The organism is Ruegeria meonggei, assembly GCF_900172215.1.
GTDB classification, from domain to species: domain Bacteria; phylum Pseudomonadota; class Alphaproteobacteria; order Rhodobacterales; family Rhodobacteraceae; genus Ruegeria; species Ruegeria meonggei.
This window is the reverse complement of the sequence record NZ_FWFP01000013.1, coordinates 25,971-44,213: the sequence shown is the minus strand read 5'-3', so window position 1 is coordinate 44,213 and position 18,243 is coordinate 25,971. Positions and strand designations below refer to the sequence as shown.

Annotated in this window: 18 protein-coding genes; 13 read left to right on the top strand and 5 right to left on the bottom strand. The window is 60.1% G+C overall.

Annotated elements, in window-relative coordinates; translation table 11 throughout:
* Window positions 1-34: 34 nt before the first annotated feature.
* Complete coding sequence (locus RUM8411_RS18720) at window positions 35-1,462, top strand: nucleobase:cation symporter-2 family protein (protein WP_085824247.1); 1,428 nt, start codon at window positions 35-37, stop codon at window positions 1,460-1,462.
* A gap of 36 nt (window positions 1,463-1,498) precedes the next feature.
* On the opposite strand, the gene RUM8411_RS18715 is transcribed toward RUM8411_RS18720, so the two are convergent.
* The 3 genes from RUM8411_RS18715 to RUM8411_RS18705 all read right to left on the bottom strand — a co-directional run bounded on the left by RUM8411_RS18715 (window position 1,499) and on the right by RUM8411_RS18705 (window position 3,788).
* The gene (locus tag RUM8411_RS18715) at window positions 1,499-2,485 is read right to left on the bottom strand and encodes a type I glyceraldehyde-3-phosphate dehydrogenase (RefSeq protein WP_085824246.1); all 987 of its coding nucleotides are present in this window, start codon (window positions 2,483-2,485) and stop codon (window positions 1,499-1,501) included.
* A gap of 55 nt (window positions 2,486-2,540) precedes the next feature.
* Window positions 2,541-2,864, bottom strand: coding sequence for a hypothetical protein (locus RUM8411_RS18710; RefSeq protein ID WP_085824245.1), 324 nt, complete (start codon window positions 2,862-2,864; stop codon window positions 2,541-2,543).
* Between the two features lie 90 nt (window positions 2,865-2,954).
* On the bottom strand, window positions 2,955-3,788 hold the full coding sequence (locus RUM8411_RS18705; RefSeq protein ID WP_085824244.1) for a bifunctional allantoicase/(S)-ureidoglycine aminohydrolase: 834 nt from the start codon (window positions 3,786-3,788) through the stop codon (window positions 2,955-2,957).
* 175 nt (window positions 3,789-3,963) lie between these two features.
* On the opposite strand from RUM8411_RS18705, the gene RUM8411_RS18700 reads away from it, so the two are divergent.
* Window positions 3,964-4,320 carry a hypothetical protein gene (locus RUM8411_RS18700; RefSeq protein ID WP_085824243.1) on the top strand — a complete coding sequence of 119 codons (357 nt, stop codon included), beginning with the start codon at window positions 3,964-3,966 and terminating at the stop codon, window positions 4,318-4,320.
* A gap of 7 nt (window positions 4,321-4,327) precedes the next feature.
* On the opposite strand, the gene RUM8411_RS18695 is transcribed toward RUM8411_RS18700, so the two are convergent.
* A complete protein-coding gene (locus RUM8411_RS18695) occupies window positions 4,328-5,263 on the bottom strand; it encodes a 2-hydroxyacid dehydrogenase (protein ID WP_085824242.1) in 936 nt (311 codons plus the stop codon).
* Window positions 5,264-5,390: 127 nt separating this feature from the next.
* Here RUM8411_RS18695 and RUM8411_RS18690 point away from each other — a divergent pair, with 127 nt between their 5' ends.
* From RUM8411_RS18690 to RUM8411_RS18675, 4 genes are all read left to right on the top strand, one after another.
* Window positions 5,391-6,626, top strand: coding sequence for an acyl-CoA dehydrogenase family protein (locus tag RUM8411_RS18690; protein ID WP_085824241.1), 1,236 nt, complete (start codon window positions 5,391-5,393; stop codon window positions 6,624-6,626).
* Between the two features lie 7 nt (window positions 6,627-6,633).
* Window positions 6,634-7,440 (top strand): thioesterase family protein, encoded by an 807-nt coding sequence (locus tag RUM8411_RS18685; protein ID WP_085824240.1) that lies wholly within the window; start codon window positions 6,634-6,636, stop codon window positions 7,438-7,440.
* Window positions 7,441-7,525: 85 nt separating this feature from the next.
* Window positions 7,526-8,161, top strand: coding sequence for a DUF1007 family protein (locus RUM8411_RS18680; protein ID WP_306372923.1), 636 nt, complete (start codon window positions 7,526-7,528; stop codon window positions 8,159-8,161).
* The gene (locus RUM8411_RS18675) at window positions 8,146-9,060 is read left to right on the top strand and encodes a nickel/cobalt transporter (RefSeq protein WP_085824238.1); all 915 of its coding nucleotides are present in this window, start codon (window positions 8,146-8,148) and stop codon (window positions 9,058-9,060) included. Before RUM8411_RS18680 ends, RUM8411_RS18675 begins: the two co-directional genes overlap by 16 nt.
* Here RUM8411_RS18675 and truA read toward each other — a convergent pair.
* Entirely contained in the window at window positions 9,057-9,824 is a 768-nt protein-coding gene (gene truA, locus RUM8411_RS18670) for a tRNA pseudouridine(38-40) synthase TruA (protein ID WP_085824237.1), read from the bottom strand. The two genes, RUM8411_RS18675 and truA, sit on opposite strands and share 4 nt — an antisense overlap.
* A 107-nt stretch (window positions 9,825-9,931) precedes the next feature.
* Here truA and RUM8411_RS18665 point away from each other — a divergent pair, with 107 nt between their 5' ends.
* The 7 genes from RUM8411_RS18665 to RUM8411_RS18635 all read left to right on the top strand — a co-directional run bounded on the left by RUM8411_RS18665 (window position 9,932) and on the right by RUM8411_RS18635 (window position 18,208).
* Complete coding sequence (locus RUM8411_RS18665) at window positions 9,932-11,344, top strand: YcjX family GTP-binding protein (protein ID WP_085824236.1); 1,413 nt, start codon at window positions 9,932-9,934, stop codon at window positions 11,342-11,344.
* A complete protein-coding gene (locus RUM8411_RS18660; RefSeq protein WP_200818608.1) occupies window positions 11,341-11,796 on the top strand; it encodes a GNAT family N-acetyltransferase in 456 nt (151 codons plus the stop codon). Before RUM8411_RS18665 ends, RUM8411_RS18660 begins: the two co-directional genes overlap by 4 nt.
* Window positions 11,789-12,778: a YcjF family protein gene (locus tag RUM8411_RS18655; protein WP_085824340.1), complete on the top strand. Its 990-nt coding sequence runs from the start codon at window positions 11,789-11,791 to the stop codon at window positions 12,776-12,778. Before RUM8411_RS18660 ends, RUM8411_RS18655 begins: the two co-directional genes overlap by 8 nt.
* Window positions 12,779-12,832: 54 nt before the next feature.
* The gene (locus RUM8411_RS18650; protein ID WP_085824235.1) at window positions 12,833-13,543 is read left to right on the top strand and encodes a VIT1/CCC1 transporter family protein; all 711 of its coding nucleotides are present in this window, start codon (window positions 12,833-12,835) and stop codon (window positions 13,541-13,543) included.
* Between the two features lie 91 nt (window positions 13,544-13,634).
* On the top strand, window positions 13,635-14,942 hold the full coding sequence (locus tag RUM8411_RS18645; protein WP_085824234.1) for an SDR family oxidoreductase: 1,308 nt from the start codon (window positions 13,635-13,637) through the stop codon (window positions 14,940-14,942).
* On the top strand, window positions 14,942-15,415 hold the full coding sequence (locus tag RUM8411_RS18640) for a DUF2269 family protein (RefSeq protein WP_085824233.1): 474 nt from the start codon (window positions 14,942-14,944) through the stop codon (window positions 15,413-15,415). The genes RUM8411_RS18645 and RUM8411_RS18640 overlap by 1 nt, the downstream gene beginning before the upstream one ends.
* 75 nt (window positions 15,416-15,490) lie before the next feature.
* Window positions 15,491-18,208, top strand: coding sequence for a DUF2339 domain-containing protein (locus RUM8411_RS18635; RefSeq protein ID WP_085824232.1), 2,718 nt, complete (start codon window positions 15,491-15,493; stop codon window positions 18,206-18,208).
* Window positions 18,209-18,243 lie beyond the last annotated feature (35 nt).

Below are 18,243 nucleotides of genomic sequence, written 5' to 3'. Positions count from 1 at the left end.
CCCCCGTGAACTCTGACAGAGAGGACAGTAACTCATGGCTGACACTTCCATAGGAACACCCGAACAGCTTCGGGATCCAAACTATACTCCGGCTTTGCACAAGGCGATCCCGTTGGGCATTCAGCACGTTTTGGCGATGTTTGTCTCGAACGTGACGCCGGCGATTATCGTCGCAGGGGCGGCTGGTTTCGGGTTCGGGTCAAACTCACCCGATTTCCCTGAACTGCTGTATCTGATCCAGATGTCGATGCTGTTTGCGGGTGTGGCGACCTTGCTGCAAACCGTTACAGTCGGCCCGATTGGTGCGGCGCTGCCAATTGTACAAGGAACAAGCTTTGCGTTTCTGCCGATCATGATCCCGCTTGTCGCGGGCAAAGGCGTTGACGGTCTGGCGGCGTTGTTTGGTGGGGTTGTCGTTGGTGGAGTTTTCCATGCGTTGCTGGGCACAGTGATCGGTAAGATTCGGTTTGCCCTGCCACCGCTGGTAACTGGGCTTGTCGTCACCATGATCGGTCTGGCGCTTGTCAAAGTGGGTATCCAATACGCGGCAGGAGGCGTTCCTGCGATTGGCACGCCAGAGTACGGGTCAGCACTGAACTGGTCAGCAGCGTTGGTGGTGATCATTGTCACATTGGGCTTGAAGTTCTTTACCCGCGGAATGCTCTCGGTTTCAGCTGTGCTAATCGGATTGGCCGTTGGCTATGTCTATGCTCTGATGGTTGGAATGGTCACGTTTGAGGCCATTGGCACCAGTTGGAGCCGGGCCTCAGCTTTTGCCCTTCCGGTTCCTTTCAAATACGGGTTCGAGTTTTCTTTTGCTGCTATCATTGGCTTCTGTCTGATGGCTTTTGTGTCGGCCATTGAAACGGTGGGCGACGTCTCAGGCGTGACCAAGGGCGGTGCCGCGCGCGAGGCTACCGATAAAGAGATCACGGGTGCCACCTATGCGGACGGTTTCGGCTCGGCGCTGGCCGGGGTGTTTGGCGGTCTGCCGAATACGTCGTTCAGTCAGAATGTCGGCCTGATCGCGATGACCGGAGTCATGAGCCGCAATGTCGTAACCATCGGTGCGTTGTTCCTGATCCTGTGTGGCTTGGTGCCCAAGGTCGGTGCAATCATTCGGACTGTTCCGATCGAAGTTCTGGGCGGTGGTGTTATCGTTATGTTTGGGATGGTGGTTGCGGCAGGTGTGTCGATGCTGTCTGACGTGGATTGGAACCGGCGCAATATGGTGGTCTTTGCGATCTCGCTTTCCATTGGTTTCGGCCTGCAATTGGAACCCGACGCAGTTCAGCACCTGCCTGATACGCTGGGTATTCTGATGAAAAGTGGCCTTTTGCCTGCTGCTTTGATCGCTATTGTGCTGAACCTGATCCTGCCTGATGAACTGGCCGACGAAGCGACCGAAGAAGTTTCGGGCGGTATGGCCGGGCATGGGTCAGGCAGTTTGCCACGCGAGTAACTCTGAAGACGCGGACCGCAGTGCGCTGCGGTCCGCTTAGCTTTTGGTCATCAGGCGGGCGACGTCCAACATTCGCGCGGAAAAGCCCCACTCATTGTCATACCAACCAAAAACACGGACTTGGTTCTTCCCCACCATTCGCGTCTCGGGACCTGCAAGGACAAGGGACTCTGGTCTGGTACGGAGGTCTGAAGAGACCAAGGGTTGGTCGGTCCAACCCAGAACCGATGAGTGTGCAATGGCCTCGCGCAGTGCCGTATCAAAAGCAGTTTCTGACATCCCCCGTTCCAGTGTCACGATCAGGTCGACGGCAGACACGCTAGCGGTGGGGACGCGCACAGCGGCGCCCGAGATACGGCCTGCGAGATGGGGCATGACCTCATCAATCAGGTGCGTTGCGCTGGTGGTGGTAGGCACCATAGACAACGCCCCGGCGCGGGACCGGGCTAGATCGCCGCGCGGTGCGTCGACCATCGGCTGACTGTTGGTGTAGCAGTGGATGGTGGTCATATGTGCCGCAGCGATGCCTCCGATCCGGTCCAGAACCTTGACCAGCGGTGCAAGCCCGTTGGTGGTGCAGGACGCATTGGACACGATCCGCGCGTCCCCCAGCTGGTCCTCGTTGGCGCCCAGAACGATGGTTACCTCGGTCGCGGGCGACGGGCCAGAGATCAGAACTTTGCTTGCCCCGGCGGTCAGCCCCTGGCTGGCCACGTCCGAAGTACGCGCAATCCCGGTGCAATCCATCAGAACATCGACCCCGGTCAGATCAACGCGGGACAGATCCGGGCTATGGGTGACCGGGATAGTGTGCCCATCAACGATGATGGACGCAGTGCCGGTTTCGACCGCTCCGGGATAGGGGCCAAAAGTGCTGTCGTATTTGAAAAGATAAGCGCAGGTTTCAAGTGGTGCGACATCGTTGATCAGCACCAGCTCAATATCCTGACCCAGCGGCAAAGCCAGCAGCTGCCGCAGGATCGTGCGGCCAATACGGCCGAATCCGTTAATCGCGAGTTTCATGCGCAAGCTATGGCAGCGAGCCCATCAGACCTCAATGCCCAAGCCGCCGCCCAAGTCAGTTGCAACTGACCTGCGAGAAGAACTGGCCCGAAATGTTCTGATACATACTGGCCACGATCGGCTTGCACCCTGTGGCTTGCTGAATCGCTGCGATAGCCTGAACCGTGCGCAGACGCGGGGGTGGGCCAAAGGGGTTCAGATTGTTGTTGTCGCGGGTGGCACGATACACCACCGGAGAGTCCGAGACCTGCGTGACGGCCCAGGTGCGGCTCATGCTGAAGACCGATTTGGTCTCTTCCTTGGCGGCAACCGGGGTTGCCTCAAACGCCGTCAGGCCAGTGATGGCGACCAGTGCCAGAATCGATCCACGCAGTACCATTGAACAATCTCCAGTGTTAAAATGCCGAGGTTATTTCACCAGATTCAAGCTCTTGTGTGAACCCCTGCGGCGGAAAAAGCCTGTTTGGCTTCAGCGTTTGGACAATGTCAGAGGCATGTGACGGTTCACATCCTTGTATAACAGATAGCGGAATCGCCCCGGACCGCCCGCATAACAGGCCTGAGGGCAAAAAGCGCGCAACCACATATAGTCGCCGGCCTCAACCTCGACCCAGTCCTGATTGAGCCGGTAAACCGCCTTGCCTTCCAGCACGTAAAGCCCGTGCTCCATCACATGGGTTTCGGCAAAGGGAATTACGCCGCCAGGCTCGAAATTGACGATGTTCACGTGCATGTCGTGGCGCAGGTCCTGAGGGTCGGTGAAACGGGTCGTTGACCAGCGCCCTTCGGTGCCGGGCATTTCAGTGGGGGCGATGTCGCGCTCATTGGTTATGATCGGATCAGGGATATCCAGACCCGGAACTGTCTCATAGGCCTTGCGGACCCAATGGAACCGGGCGGTGTCTTGGGCGCGGTTGTGCAGGGCCCAGTCCGATCCTGGGGGAATATAGGCATATCCGCCTGTTTCCAGCACATGAACATCCCTGCCCAGGGTCAGCGTCACTGTGCCCTCAACCACAAACAGCACGCCTTGTGCCTGAGGATCAATTTCGGGACGGTCACTGCCGCCACCGGGCTGAACCTCCATGATGTATTGCGAAAACGTCTCGGCAAATCCACTGAGGGGGCGGGACAGGACCCAAAGGCGGGTTTTTTCCCAAAACGGCAGAAAGCTGGTGACAATGTCGCGCATCGTGCCTTTGGGGATCACGGCATAGGCATCGGTGAACATGGCGCGATCAGTCAACAGCTGGTCCTGACCGGGGTGTCCGCCTGTGGGTGCGTAATAGGATGGATGTGCCATAGGGTGCCTCTGCTTCGTGGTTTGGGCACTATGGGGGGATTAATCTGCCGGTCCTAGCGCCCGGATTGCGATAGGTTTGTTCGGGATAATTTGAAGGTCGCGTAACGGGGCTTGGCCCGCCTGCGTTGCCAGTATATTCTTGAATGCAAATCTATTTCAGCGAGGTAAGGCGATCATGAAAGCCTGGATTTCTTCTACACTGATGGCGGTTGCCCTGTTAGGAGCGGCTGCGGCCGTTCAGGCCAAGCCGCTGTCCCGAATCATCGCGGAAATGGGTTTGAGCCCCGAGGATTTCAGCGTCGTGAATGCGACGGCGGATGCCATGCTGGCCAGCGGCACGCCGCAGGTGGGTACGGAAAGCACGTGGATGAACGAAACGACCGGCTCGAAAGGTACTATTCGTGTTCGGGACGTGCGCGACAATTGTGTGCATTTGCAGCACTTTATTCAGCCAGAAGGGGCCGAGCAAACGCGTGAGGTCAGGACCCGCCGATGCCGCGATGCCGGCGGCAATTGGATCCTGACGCCCTGATACGGGTTCAATAGCCGCGCGCCCGGTCGACCTCGTGCAGCAAGGGGTCGCCAGTGCTCAGCCGCCTGAAATTCTCGCCCACATCCGTGAGCGCTTCGCCCAGATGCCAGCCCGAGACGTGAGGAGTGATCGTGACCCCGGGATGCGCCCATAGCCGGTGGTCCGACGGCAGCGGTTCTGTTGAGGTCACATCCAGCACCGCATGGCCCGGTGTGCCGTTGTTCAGGGCGGCGACTAGGGCCGTTTCGTCGATCAAATCGCCGCGACCTGCGTTCAGCAACTGGCTGCCGGGTTTCATCGCCACCAGCATCTCGGCGTCGAAAAGGCCGATGGTTTCAGGCGTGGACGGCAAAATGGAGCAGACATGGTCGCATTGACCCAGCAATTCCGGCAGCGCCGCGTTGCCGTGCAGGCAGGTGACGCCCTCGATTTGCTTGGGGGAGCGGCTCCAGCCCATGACCTGAAATCCAACCGCCCGAAGCATTGCGGCACTGCGCGTACCAATATGGCCCAGCCCAAGCACGCCTACCACCGTTTCGGGGGCACATAGCGGGGCTTTAGGGACCCATTCCGCGCGGCGCTGGGCGGCTTCGTGAAAGGCCATATGGCGCTGATGACGTAGGACGTAGGCAACAAACCACTCGGCAATCTCTTGCGCCGGTGCATCCGGTTTCAGACGTGTAACGCGCACATGGGACGGCAGGTTTGGGTTGCTCACGATCGTCTCGACCCCGGCGCCCAACTTTTGCACCAGTTGCAGGTTGGGCAGGCGTTTGGGGTGATCGTCGCTTAGGCCAACGACAGCCACCATAGTGACTTCACTGGCATCACCAAGGGTGGCCGGCGTTCGCACATCCATGTCCGGGTGTTGCTGCCGAACATCGTGGGCAATGTCGTCGTCGCTTATCCAATCGGTCAGCCCGGTTTCGATCAACAACGCCATGGTGCGCCTCCTCCCTCTCAAAATGATTGTATTGACGTGCCGTCACCCAACTGGACATCTTCACCGCAGCTAAGTCATTCTCGGACAAAAGGTAAAGCCCGGTCGCCGGGCCGAAGGAGGAAAACCCATGAATATGTCATTCGGCCTGCGCGATGAAAGTCGCGCGATGCTTGAACGCGTGGCAGATATGATCCGCACCGAGATCATGCCGCTGGAAGAAGAGTACCAGTCCGAAGTCGGCAAAGGTGACCGTTGGCAATACACGGCTCGGCAGACGGAAATCCTCGAAGGTCTGAAAGCCAAGGCCAAGGCGGCAGGCCTGTGGAATTTCTGGTTGACCGACAGCGACAAGGGCCTGGGCCTGACCACGGTTGAATACGCCTTTTTTGCCGAGGAAATGGGTAAGACGCCCCTTGGGGCCGAGGTTTTCAACTGCTCAGCGCCTGATACCGGCAACATGGAAGTCTTTGAGCGCTATGGAACCGAAAAGATGAAGGCGGCCTGGCTGAAACCTCTGCTTGAGGGGGAGATTCGATCGGCTTACCTGATGACAGAACCGAATGTCGCGTCTTCAGATGCCACAAATGTTGCGATGTCCTGTGTGCGGGATGGGGATGATTATGTTCTGAACGGTGAGAAATGGTGGGCCTCTGGCGCAGGGGACCCACGCTGTCAGGTCTATATCGTGATGGTGCGCACAGCGGGCGAAGAACAGCCCAAGCACAAACGCCAATCGATGATTGTTGTTCCGGCTAACACGCCGGGGATCGAGGTTCTGCGCCCAATGGAGGTTTATGGTCACGATGATGCGCCGCACGGGCATATGCACATCCGATTCACGAATGTCCGGGTGCCGGCCGAGAACATCCTGCTAGGCGAAGGTCGTGGGTTCGAGATTGCGCAGGGGCGTCTTGGGCCCGGTCGTATCCATCACTGCATGCGCGCAATTGGGCAGGCCGAGATCGCGCTGGAACAGATGTGCAAACGCTCGATGCAACGTGAGGCGTTTGGCAAAAAGCTGGCGCAGCTGGGTGCGAATTACGACATCATCGCCGAATGCCGGATGGAGATCGAGATGGCCCGTCTGTTGTGCCTGAAAGCAGCTTGGTTCATGGATCAGGGCGATGCGCGCGCGGCGGCACCATGGATCAGTCAGATCAAGGTCGTGGCCCCGCGGGTGGCGCTGAAGGTGATTGACGAGGCCGCGCAGATGTTTGGGGCCCAAGGGATCAGCCAGGATACGCCTCTGGCCGCTGCCTGGACCCATGTGCGCACTTTGCGGCTGGCTGACGGCCCTGATGCGGTGCATCGGCGTCAGGTGGCGCGAACCGAGTTGAAAAAACACACACAGGAAAAGGTATAGGCTGCTGATGACTAAGGCCCCAGGCCAGATCCGACAGGCCTATTTTCACCTGCGTGCAGACGGCGCCTTTGTCGGCAATGACCCTGCGCGCGGTCCGTGGTCGGCTGATCATTGTCATGCCGGTCCGGTCAGCGGCCTGATTGTGCGGGCCGCTGAAACCGAGATCGGGCCGGACAAAATGCTGACCCGGCTGACGGTTGATCTGTTGCGCCCTCTGCCGCTGGCGGGTCTGCGCGTGGCTGCGGAAACCACGCGCCACACCAAGACGCTGGCGACCACGCGGGTCACTGTTCATGATTTGGATGACTCTCTGTGCGCCACCGCGACCACGATGCACCTGGTGCGCCGGGATCTTGGAGCGGTTCCGAATGTGGCGATGCCCGCTCCACGACTGGAGGATGCGGTGACGGGACCTTTTCCAATTGGTGAAACCCGGCACGACCTGCCAGGCTTTGCCACGCATTCCGAGGTGCTGTACCCCAAGGGCGGCAATCAGGGTGTCGGACCAAAAACGGTCTGGATGCGTACGCCCGCCTTGCTGGAAGATGAGCCGCAGTCGCCGATTCAGGCCCTTTGCCCACTGGCCGATTGCGGTAATGGAATCTCGTGGAATGCGCCGACGACCGAGATGGGGTTCATGAACACCGATCTGACGATGCAGATTCACCGCGAACCAGTGTCGGATTGGCTGGCCTCTAATTCGGTCTGTCACTGGCAGAGGTCTGGGATCGGTATGTCGCAATCGGTTCTCTATGACACCGAAGGCCCGGTCGGGACGGCACTGCAGACGTTGGTTCTGTTTCCTCCGGGCTGACCCGATGGCCGCTTTCTGCGCGGCATCTGCAATTCGCATTGCGGGGGGCAGACAGAGGCCCTATCTTTCGCCCATGCGCTGGATTGTGACCCTGTTGACCTGCTGCCTGCCGATCCCGGCCTTGGCACATCCCCATGTCTTCATCGACACCGGGTTGGAGCTCATTGTGGACGAAACCGGCCACCTGACCCATGTGCGTGTGACCTGGGCTTATGATGAGTTCTACTCGCTTCTGGTGCTGGAAGACATGAAGCTGGATCAGGACGCAGATGGTGTGCTGACCGAAAGCGAAGAACAGTTTTTGTCCGGCTTTGATGCGCAATGGGTCGAAGGTTACAACGGCGACCTGATTGTTTGGTCCGGCGATACACAGGTGGCATTGTCAGGCCCACAGGACGCCAGCGCCACATCCGAGGGCGGGCGCATCGTGACCAGCCATTTGCGCGCAGTTGAAGGCGGCGCGGTGCCTGCGTCCGATCTGAGGGCCAAAGCTTTTGATGAGACTTTCTATATTGCTTACGAAGTGACCCGCCCGGTCACGGTGTCAGGGCCAGTGTCCTGCGACATCACCCGGATCGAACCCGATATCGACGGGCAGTTGGCACAGATGCAGGCTTTTCTGCTGACGCTGGATGCCGATTACGACCTTGAGGAAAACGATATTCCGCTGGTCGGTGAAAACTTTGCCACCGAGATTTTCGTTGCATGTCCAAGTACCTGATTTTTCCGGTTGCGGTCTCGATTGCCCTGCTGCTGTGGTTCTGGGGCAGCGGTGGGTTTGATCACCTGGCCGCCTGGGCTGCGGGGGAACAACGCGAATTTCAAAATCAGATCGCCCGGTCCTTGCGTGCGGCACGGGCCGAACAACCACAGGCGGTTGCGACCCTTTTGACTGTCTGTTTTGCCTATGGGTTTTTCCACGCTATCGGCCCCGGCCACGGCAAGGTTCTGATCGGAGGCTACGGGCTGGGGCGTCGCGTCGCCTTCCTGCGTCTGTCTGCGATCAGTGTGCTGTCCAGTCTGGGACAGGCGGTTACGGCTGTTGTTCTGGTCTATGCCGGGGTTTTGGTCTTTCAGATGTCGCGCGAAAGCCTTGTGGGCACGACCGAGCAGGTCATGGCGCCGATCAGCTATGGAGCCATTGCTGCGATTGGATTGTGGCTGGTGTTCCGGGCTATCCGCAGCTTTGCAAAACGTCGCCGGAGCGAAGCTGAACATGCCCATAGCCACGACCATGATCACGGTGGCGGTTCATGTTCAGATTGCGGCCATCGCCATGGTCCAACAGCCGATGAGGTGGCTCAGGTTGGCAGTCTGCGCGAAGCGGTGCTTTTGATCGTGGGAATTGCAGCACGCCCCTGCACCGGGGCGCTGTTTGTGCTGATTCTGACTTGGCAGATGGGCATTGCGATGGTTGGCATCGCAGGCGCGTTTGCAATGGCGCTGGGTACGGCAACTGTGACGACTTTGGTCGGCTGGACCTCGTTTGGTTTGCGCGGAGGATTGCTTGCCTCGGCCTCGGCTACGCGGTTTGCAGCGGTGCTTGCACCGACGATCGAACTGGTTGCGGGGCTGTTGATAGCCGTGATTGCCGGCGGTCTGCTGTTGCGTGCGATCTAGTCGAAGACCGGATCCGGATAGCCAACCCGCGCCAGATACAGCCCCTGTGGCGGGCAAACAGGCCCGCAAGCTGCGCGGTCAACGGCGGCTAGCGCATCCCGAACATCCTCGGGCGTCCAGGCACCGGCACCGACGCGTTCCAGTGTGCCGACAAAGCTGCGCACCTGATTGTGCAGGAACGAACGGGCGCGGACGTGGAAGTGCACCTCGGGGCCAGAAAAACCCTGAACCTGCTCAATCCGCAATTCGTCCAGCGTTTTGACCGGGCTTGCGGCCTGACAGATGGACGAGCGGAAAGTGGTGAAGTCATGCCGCCCGATCAGCATATCGGCCCCCGCCTGCATTGCCGCCAGATCCAGCGAGTGATTGATCCTCCACACCTGTCCGGCCTCATGGGTCGCGGGTGCGCGGCGCATCAGAATGCGGAACAGGTATTGCCGCTCGAGCGCCGAAAACCGCGCATGCCAGTCATCATCCACGTGTGCCGTCTTTACTATGGCCACCGGTTGCGGCTTGAGGTGATAATTCAGTGCCTCCGACAGGCGGAATGGGTCCCATTCTTTGATCAGATCGCAATGGGCCACCTGGCCCAGGGCATGCACACCTGCGTCGGTACGGCCAGCCGCAGCAATAGTATGATCGCCGGGTTGAAGGCGCGACAACGCCTCTTCGATCGAACCTTGCACGGATGGCTGATCTTTTTGCCGCTGCCACCCGGCAAACGGTTCCCCCTGGTATTCGACTTTCAGCGCGTATCTAGGCATGGGTTGCTGGTACCGCGCCGTGCACAAGTGAGCAAGAGCGGGAAAGCGCTGGTATGTGCGGCGACCTCTACCTATCTTGAGCGAAACGATAAAAGCGGGGCGGCGGCTTGGTCATCTCTTCTCTGGCAGACAGTCTTGCGCGCGGCGTTGAATCCGTGGGTGACCGCGTGTCTGAAGCGCTGTTCGAGCCGGTGATAAGGCTGGGTGTCACCGGTCTGGCGCGGTCGGGCAAGACGGTGTTCATCACGTCCTTGGTCGCAAACCTGCTGGATCGGGGGCGGATGCCAGGTCTTGCCGCGCAACAGGAAGGGCGCATCAACGCCGTGTACCTGCAACCGCAGCCTGACGATACGGTGCCGCGGTTCGACTATGAAAACCACCTTGCGGCACTGTCCGGGCCGGAACCGCACTGGCCAGACAGTACCCGCGCGGTGTCGGAACTGCGCCTGTCTTTCAAGGCTCGTCCCGCCGGGATGCTGGCCGGGCTTCAGGGGCCGCGGACCGTCCATCTGGATATCGTGGATTACCCGGGCGAGTGGCTGTTGGACTTGGCCCTGCTGGACAAGTCCTACGAGGACTGGTCGGCCGAAACGCTGGAACGCCTCACCAGCCGTGGAGAGGCTGCGACCTTTCTGGCCCAATCCAAGACGACCGATCCGGCCGAGGCGCATGACGAGCCCAGAGCACAGGCTCTTGCCAAAGAGTTTGCGATCTACCTGAACGCGGCGCGGGATGCCGGGTTCTACGATTGTACGCCGGGGCGGTTTTTGCTGCCGGGTGATCTGGCGGGATCGCCCGTGCTGACATTCGCGCCCTTGCCGGTTGATGGCCCCGCTCCCCGGCACAGCTTGCACCGTGAGATGGCGCGGCGGTACGAGGCCTACAAATCTCAGGTCGTCAAACCGTTTTTTCGTGACCACTTTTCCCGGATCGACCGGCAGGTGGTGCTGGTCGATGCGCTGGGCGCGATCCACAAGGGCCCACAAGCGGTTGAAGATATGCGTCGCGCTATGGGAGATATCCTGTCGGCCTTTCGTCCGGGGCGCAACGCGTGGCTTAGCCAATTACTGCTGGGCAAACGGGTCGAACGGATCCTGTTTGCCGCCACCAAAGCCGATCATCTGCACCACCAGCAACACCCGCGCCTGACCCATATTATGGAGGCCCTGACCCGCGACGCCCGCGACCGCGCCAGCTTTGCAGGGGCGGAAACAGCGGCGCTGTCTCTGGCGTCATTGCGCGCAACGACCGAGGAAATCCGCACCCATGACGGAGCTGAACTGCCCTGCGTGCGTGGCACTTTGCTAGAAGGCAAACAGGCGGCGTTTTACCCCGGTGATCTGCCCGAAGACCCCGCGCATCTCATGGGGCCGGCGCGCAACGGGGCCGAAAGCTGGTTGGACGAGGATTTTGGCTATATGTCCTTTGCCCCGGCTCATCTGACCCTGCGCCCGGGCGACGGGCCACCGCATATCCGGCTGGATCGCGCGGCGCAGTTTCTGATCGGAGATCGGTTGTGAATGTCATACTCAGGCCTGCGCACAGTACAGACGCCGGTGCGGTCGGAGGGATCCTGCACGCTTTCTCGCGCGAAAACGACTGGATGCCAGAGTTGCACTCTGGTGCCGAAACCATCGCCTTTTGCGGATACATGATTGATCAGGGTTGGGTCACCGTGGCCGAGACCGACGAGAGGGTTGTCGGGTTTCTGGCGCTCAAAGCGGGCGAAATTCATTCGCTGTATCTGACGCCGCCCAAATGCGGGCAGGGGATCGGGCAACGCCTGTTGGATTACGCAAAGTCCAAACAGCCAAAACTTTCGCTGTTCGCGTTTCAAGCCAACCATGGCGCATGCCGGTTTTATGAACGCAACGGCTTTACTGAATTTGCCCGCAGCGATGGGGCAGACAATGATGAAAACTTGCCGGACGTCAAATATGTCTGGCACCGGAAAGGGGCTGCAGATGGCTAAAGGTCCGGTACTGATTGATCTCGACGCAGAAGAACCCGTTGCGGACGTGGCACAGGCCCCGCCAGTGCCAGACATCGCACAGCCGCAAGGGCACGCGATGCAGGCGGCTGCTCGATTGGCCGCGCGCAAACCCTCGGCGCTGTCACGGTGGTTTTGGGGGTTGGCGCTGGCTGTGATCGGCGCAGTGGTGTCCGTTGCGGCGTGGGATTTTGTCAATGCGCTGCTGCTGCGGTCCCCAATTCTGGGTTGGATTGTAACCGGTCTGGTTACTGCGCTTGTTCTAGTCGCGCTGATTATTGCCGTGCGTGAGCTGGCCGCCATTGGCCGCCTGTCCCGCGTCGACGGGATGCGCCGTGCTGCGGACGCCGCTCTGGCCGAGCGTGATTTGACGCAGGCCCGTGCTGTGACCAACAGGTTGATTGCCTTTTACAAAGGCCGGGCGGAAACCCAATGGGGCCGCGATCGCCTGACAGAACGGATAGGAGAGCAATTCGATGCCTCAGGCCTGATTACATTGGCCGAGGACGAGGTGCTCGCTCCTCTGGACGCCGCCGCCAGCCGCGAGGTAGAGGCCGCCGCGCGGCAGGTTGCGACTGTTACCGCGCTGGTGCCATTGGCGCTGGCGGATGTAGTAACCGCCTTGGCGGCTTCGTTGCGGATGATCCGACGTGTAGCTGAGATTTACGGTGGGCGGGCGGGATTTCTGGGCAGTTGGCGACTGACCCGGGCCGTGTTTGTTCATCTGGTTGCGACCGGGGCTGTCGCTGTAGGCGACGACCTGCTGGAACCGGTTTTGGGTGGCTCTGTCCTCAGCAAATTGTCCCGTCGTTTTGGCGAGGGGCTGGTGAACGGCGCGCTAAGCGCGAGGGTCGGCGTGGCAGCAATGGAGGTCTGTCGTCCGCTGCCCTTCTCGGCTCGGCACAAGCCATCAACGCGCGGGATGGTCAAACGCGCCCTCAGCGGGCTGTTTTCGAAAACTTGACCTGACGCAATGCCCGATGACCCGGCCTCGTCCATAACGAGGATGGAGCCAGCCATGACCGAACACGGACACAGCCAACAGGAAGTCGCCGCGCGGATCAATGCGCCCCCAGGTCGAGGGGTGTTGCGGGACGTCGTTTATGGTGGGGTCGACGGGTCGGTCACCACCTTTGCCATTGTGGCAGGTGTGGCCGGGGCAGGGTTGTCGCCGTTCATCATTGTGGCGTTGGGTTTAGCCAATGTGTTGGCGGATGGGTTCTCGATGGCGGCGGGGAACTACTCGGGCACCAAGGCCGAGTTGGACAATATCCGCCGTATTCGTGCAATTGAGGCCCGCCACATTGAACAGCACCCGGATGGCGAACGCCGTGAGGTGCGTGAGATTTTGCTGCAAAAGGGGCTGTCCGGGCCGGTTCTGGACGATGCCACGGACGCGATCACGGCCAATCATGACAATTGGATCGATCTGATGATCGAAGGCGAATACGGGTTGGGCAGTGTAGACCCACATCCGCTAAAGGCCGCAATGGCCACGTTTCTGGCATTTCTTGTGGCCGGTATGGTCCCGCTATTGCCGTTCCTGTTTTCGATGGATCGGGCCTTTGCCGTGTCTACGTGGATGACGATGGGCGTATTTTTTGCCATCGGGGCGCTGAAAAGCCGCTGGTCTCTGTCGCCGTGGTGGCGATCAGGGGTCGAGACCTTTTTGATCGGAGGGGCGGCGGCCCTGATCGCCTATCTTGTTGGTTCGCTCTTTCACCCTTAGGGGCCAAGATTGTCGCAGATTGTCTTGAACTGCTGGTCATGCTGGGCGCAACCGCTAGTCTGGCGCAAACGAACCAGAGATTGTGCAACGCATGCGGCTTTCAGGCAAAAACGTTCTGATACTAGGGGCTTATGGGTTTATCGGAGCCGCTGTGACGCGGTCTCTGCGGGTGGAGGGCGCGCAGGTGTCAGCCTTTGTGCGCAGTGGCGCAACCGGGGCACGGGTTTTGCCGGATGTGACGGTGGTGCAAGGGGATCTGCGCGCCTGTCTGCGACCTGAGGATTGGATTGCTGCCTTGTCCGGTATCGACTGCGTCGTGAACTGTGCGGGTGCCTTGCAGGATGGGCCAGCCGATGATCTTGAGGCCGCGCATCACACCGCGATTGCTGCATTGGGGAAAGCCTGCGAACAGTGCGATATCGCAGTCGTGCAGATTTCGGCAATAGGAGCAACCGCCGATGCCGGGACGGATTTCATGCGGACCAAAGCTGCCGGGGATGCGGCGCTTGGGGCGTGCGCAATACCATTGTGGGTCTTCCGACCCGGTCTTGTGATTGGGCAATCCGACTATGGGGGAACCGCGCTGCTGCGCATGCTGGCTGCTGTGCCGTTACTGCAGCCCGTCGCATACCCGAAAACGCCGGTGCAGTGCGTGGGCATGCCGGATTTGTGCCACGCAGTCTCGGCCGCCGTGGCCAAAGAGTTGCCGCAAGGTGCATATGATCTGGTTGAAGATGAACCCGCCCCGCTGTCTGAGGTTCTGGAGGAAACACGCCGCTGGATGGGATTCCCGCCCGCCCGGGTCACCATACACATGCCTGCGTTCCTGACAGCGTCGGTCGCCGCATGCGCAGATGCGCTGGGCTGGTTGGGGTGGCGTTCACCGCTGCGTCGAAACGCACTGACCCTCATAGCAGAAGGTGTGGTTGGAAACCCTGCGCCTTACCAGACGGCCTCTGGTCAATCGCTTGAAACCTTGCCCGAGATATACGCGGGCCTGACCTGCGCGCGCGAACACAGGCTGTCGGCACGGATGGCGTTGTTGATGCCGCTGGTCGTCGCGGTGCTGAGCGTTTTCTGGGTTCTCTCTGGCGTGTTTGGCCTGTTCGGATTGTCCCAGGCCGCGGCCGTTTTGACCAACGCAGGGTGGGGCGTGGGGATGGCGACCACAAGTGTCCTGTTCTGGTCCCTCATCGATATCGCACTGGGGCTGGCCATCCTGTGGCGCCCCTGGGCCGCGCGGGCCTGTCTGGCGCAATGCGGGGTTGCCCTGTTCTACTTGCTGGCCGCAAGTTTCGCGGTGCCTGATTTGTGGCTGGACTCGCTGGGGCCGTTGACCAAAATCCTACCGGCGATAGTCCTGCCGCTTGTCGCCTGGCCCTTGTTGCAGAGCCGCTGATGGACCCTGATCTGATATTGCGTTGGTTACATGTCATCGGCGCCTGCGTCCTGTTGGGCACTGGTGCCGGTATCGCGTTTTTCATGCTTATGGCGCATCGGTCTGGCGACGCTCGGTTTATTGCGCAAACCGCCGGAACAGTTGTGCTGGCCGATATGCTGTTCACAGCGACAGCGGTCATTGTACAGCCAATAACCGGTGCCTTGCTTGCATGGCGGCTTGGGTGGTCATTGACCGAAGGGTGGGTTTTGACCTCGCTGGGGCTGTATATCGTGGCCGGCGTGTTCTGGCTGCCGGTTGTGTGGATTCAGGTCAGGATACGCCGCTTGGCACAGGCCAGCGTTGACGCGGGAACTGTGCTGCCTGTCGGATACTATCGGCTGTTCCGTATCTGGTTGGTCTGTGGGTTCCCTGCCTTTGCCGCTGTGTTGGCCATCATCTGGCTGATGATTGCGCGGCCGGTCTTAGGCTGAAACTGCTGGTATTTCTGACTGTTACCGACACATCGCCTCAGGTACCCTGACTGCGCAGCTATCCCGGAGGATCCATTGGAATCCCTGCTTGTTCTAGTCGGATTGATTGTTTTGGCCATCCCGGTGACCATCATTGTGCTGTTAGTTGGGCAAGCACGTCTGCGCCGCCGGCTAGCGCTGCTTGAACAGCATATCCAATTGTTGAGCAGTGATGCCCCCGCAGACCTGTCAGAGCCTACCCAAACGCACCCCGAGGAACGGCCGAACCAAAAAACAAAACCTGCCCCTTGGCCTACCGCCAAGACCAAGGCCGTCGATGCTGCGCCCAACGATCCACGGACCAGAGCAGCGCCCGACCCAACCCCACCGGCCGCCGTTGTGTTTCGAGAAGATCGACTGGCCACCCTGGCAAATTGGTTGCGAGAGAATTGGTTTTACGCGGTCTCGGCACTGTCGCTCGCCATGGCGGGTATTTTTCTGGTGCAATATGGCGAGGAAAATGGCCTGTTGCCCCCAATCGCACGTGTAATGGCCGCATTGGGATTTGGCACCGCCCTGATCGGCACCGGAGAATTCATCAGGCGCAGATTTGGTGACAACGAAGAAACGGCCACCGCGTATCTGCCATCAGTCTTCTCGGGTGCGGGGTTGGTGACATTGTTCGGGGGCATTCTGGCCGCCCGGCAGCTCTATGACCTGATCGGCCCCGAGGCGGCGTTGATCGCGATGATCTGTGTTGCCCTCATGGGGCTGGTCCTGGGATGGTTTCACGGACCTTTGCTGGCAGCGGTGGGTCTGATCGGCGCGTTCGCAGCCCCCTTCGTCGTGGGCGGAGCATCAGACGATCCCGGCTGGCTTTATGGGTACTTCTTTGTGATCGCTGTTCTGGGGTTGGGCATAGACACAGTGCGGCGCTGGGCGTGGATTTCGGTTTTGACGTTGTTTGGGACCTATTCTGCATGCCTGTTGCTGGTGATGTCGTCTCCGCTGACCGAACCAGCTTATCTGACCTGCGTTACTGCGCTGGCAGTGATTGCCATGGCGATCCCGGTCCGGCGGGTCTGGCCCGATCACGGCGGTCCGACGATCACGCAGGTCCTTTGGCGCAAAAAGGGAGAGGCCTGGCCCGAGTTTCCAACCCGTCTGGCTTTTGGCGCGGTGGCTGTCAGCTCGGCGATATTGGCGCTGCACTGGCCGGATTCCGCTGGCGAATTCTGGCTGAGTGTCGTGTTGTTGTCCGGGCTCACACTTGCGTTGCTGCTGTGGGCCAAAGACTCAACCGCATTGCAGGACGCAACCGTATTGCCTGCCCTTGGCCTGATCTGGTTTGTCTTGGGCCACGGGTTGGACAACGGGATGACCCTGCGCCTGTTTGCGGACACCTATGCCGAAACGCCAGAGGCTGATTTCCCGTGGGTCGTCACGGTACTGACCGGGCTGGGCGCGCTGCTCTCGGTGCTTGCGGCCTGGCGTTCGATGCAGGCCAAGGCGTTCTCGGCCATCTGGGCCGGGGCGGCGGCAATCTATGCACCGATGATGGCCATCGCATTAGAGGTCAGCTGGCATCCCGCCAAAGTTATCGGTGCCTATCCATGGGCGCTTCATGCGATTGGGCTGGGCGCGCTGATGGTCATCCTGGCCGAACGTTTCGCCCGGCTCGATGGTGACAACCGGATGCGCCCAGCCTTGGCGACCTTATCCGCGTTGTCCTGCCTGAGCTTCGCTTGTGTCATCGTGCTCAGCTCGGTCGCGCTGACCATTGCGCTGGTTGCAATGGTCGTCGTGGCCGCGGCGCTGGATCGCAAATTCATCCTGCCACCGATGAGCTGGTTCATCTGGGCTGGCGTGTTCACGGTGACTGTGCGCCTGGTTCTGAACCCGGGGCTGGATTGGGCTGACACTGCGCCATTGACGGAAATGACACTGGTCTATGCAACAGCCACGGCAGGGTTCCTGTCGGGTTGGATCTTGCTGAAACCACTGCAGCGTCCGGTTGCCAAATTGCTGTTGGAAAGCGCGGCCTGGGCCACGGCGGGAATTCTGTTGTCACTCCTGCTGTTGCGTTGGCTCGAGGGGTTCGGTGAGGGCGGCGCAAAAGACAGTCATTGGGGCCTTGGTCTGCTGTCCGTGATCTGGCTGTTGCTGGCATATGCGCAGGTCCAAAGGTTTGCGCTGGGCGGCAGGCTGACCTATGTGCGGTATCTGTTGGCGGTGTTTTTTGCAGGCCACGGCCTTGTAAGGCTGGTGCAGGCTCTGTCAGAGGCGAACCCTGTGATCAATCCCTTGTCCGATCCCGTACTGGGCCCACCGGTTTTGAACTCACTTGCGGTGGCTTATCTGTTGCCTGCGGTTGCAATCGCCTTTTCGGCATGGCGCATCGCGGCGACGCCGGTGTGGTTGAAACAGGCCAGCTATGCACTGGCCGGGGCGCTGTCCGCTGTCTGGCTTGGGCTGACGATCCGCCATATGTGGCAGGGGGCTGGGGGGATGTTTGAAGGCAACGGCGTGACCCAGGCAGAGTTGTACACCTATACAATGGCGCTGCTGACAATTGGTGCAGGCCTGTTCTATCAGTCCCTGGCACGCCAGTCGGGCGGTATGCGCAAGGCCGGATTGATCGTGATCGGGTTGGCAGTGGCCAAGGTGTTCCTGATCGATATTGCCGGGCTTGGTGGTCTGATCCGGGTCTTTTCGCTGTTGGCTTTGGGCCTCTCGCTGGCGGGTCTGGCTTGGCTGAACAGATGGGCCAAGCTGCGCTATGCGTCGCAGGGGGCGGAACCACTGGACCATTGAGGGCGGGCGTCCTATAAGCCCGCCATGCTTGACCG